The organism is Microvirga sp. CF3062 (genome assembly GCF_036314045.1).
GTDB lineage: Bacteria > Pseudomonadota > Alphaproteobacteria > Rhizobiales > Beijerinckiaceae > Microvirga.
This window is the reverse complement of record NZ_JAYGGN010000026.1, coordinates 1-770: the sequence shown is the minus strand read 5'-3', so window position 1 is coordinate 770 and position 770 is coordinate 1. Positions and strand designations below refer to the sequence as shown.

The following is a 770-nucleotide window of genomic DNA, read 5'->3' as shown; positions in this document are numbered from 1 at the left end:
TTCCCCTTCAACGAAACGCTTCATGCTGCCCTCCGCCGATCACGATCAGCTTAGCAGATCAAGGCGTTTCCACACAGCCTGGACCCAAAGCAGCCCTTCGAGCCGGATCGGTAGAGTCAGAGCCATGGTGGTCCCCCACGCCATGGCTAGGCGCTGAAGAAAGGGAGCCGAGCCCTATTTGGATAGGCAGACTTCCCTGTTTCCTGACATGGAGCCTCGCATGATACTCGGCGCCTACAATGATCGAGTTTGGTATTTTGCCCTTGCTTTCGGTGGGGTGTCCGTTGTTGCCATAGTGATCGCGAAACGATCCTGGCGCCGGCTCCAGGACGCCTTGAAGATACCGCTCTCCCGGTACAATGGTGACGTGCCCTACCAGAGGGAATGGGACTTCAGGTACTGGCGTGAGATCTCGAGGGTGACGGCGCTGCTCTCGATTTTCTTTACTGTCCTGTGGCTCATCCCATAGGTGGTCCTGTCGCTCGAAGGAATCCCCGCGACCAAGGACGGGTCCACGAGACCCACGGGATCCCGCGCACCATGCGAGCCGCTCTCTCGTCAGATCGTGATGCGTGATCCCACCTCGACTGCGCGGTCTTCCGGGATGCAGAAGTGGTCCGACACGTCACTCGCGGAGCGGGCCATCGGGATGAAGAGGTAGTCCTGCCACAGCGGCAGTCCGGACTGGGCCGACGCTTGCAGCGCCCGCCGCGACAGGAAGAACGAGACGTCGTTCAGGTCGAAGCCCGCCGTCTTCAGGGCCGTTGGCA

At 60.6% G+C, this 770-nt stretch carries 2 protein-coding genes; one reads left to right on the top strand and one right to left on the bottom strand.

Translation table 11 applies throughout. The features are described 5' to 3' along the window. Positions 1-220 precede the first annotated feature (220 nt). Positions 221-469, top strand: coding sequence for a hypothetical protein (locus tag VB618_RS19740; RefSeq protein ID WP_329798459.1), 249 nt, complete (start codon positions 221-223; stop codon positions 467-469). Positions 470-558: 89 nt separating this feature from the next. On the opposite strand, the gene VB618_RS19735 is transcribed toward VB618_RS19740, so the two are convergent. Further along, positions 559-770: KUP/HAK/KT family potassium transporter (locus VB618_RS19735; protein ID WP_442931873.1), on the bottom strand; the 212-nt coding region annotated here is incomplete at its 5' end.

Coding starts and splice junctions, on each gene's coding strand:
- VB618_RS19740 (WP_329798459.1), top strand. CDS start 221: ATGATACTCGGCGCCTACAATGATCGAGTTTGGTATTTTGCCCTTGCT.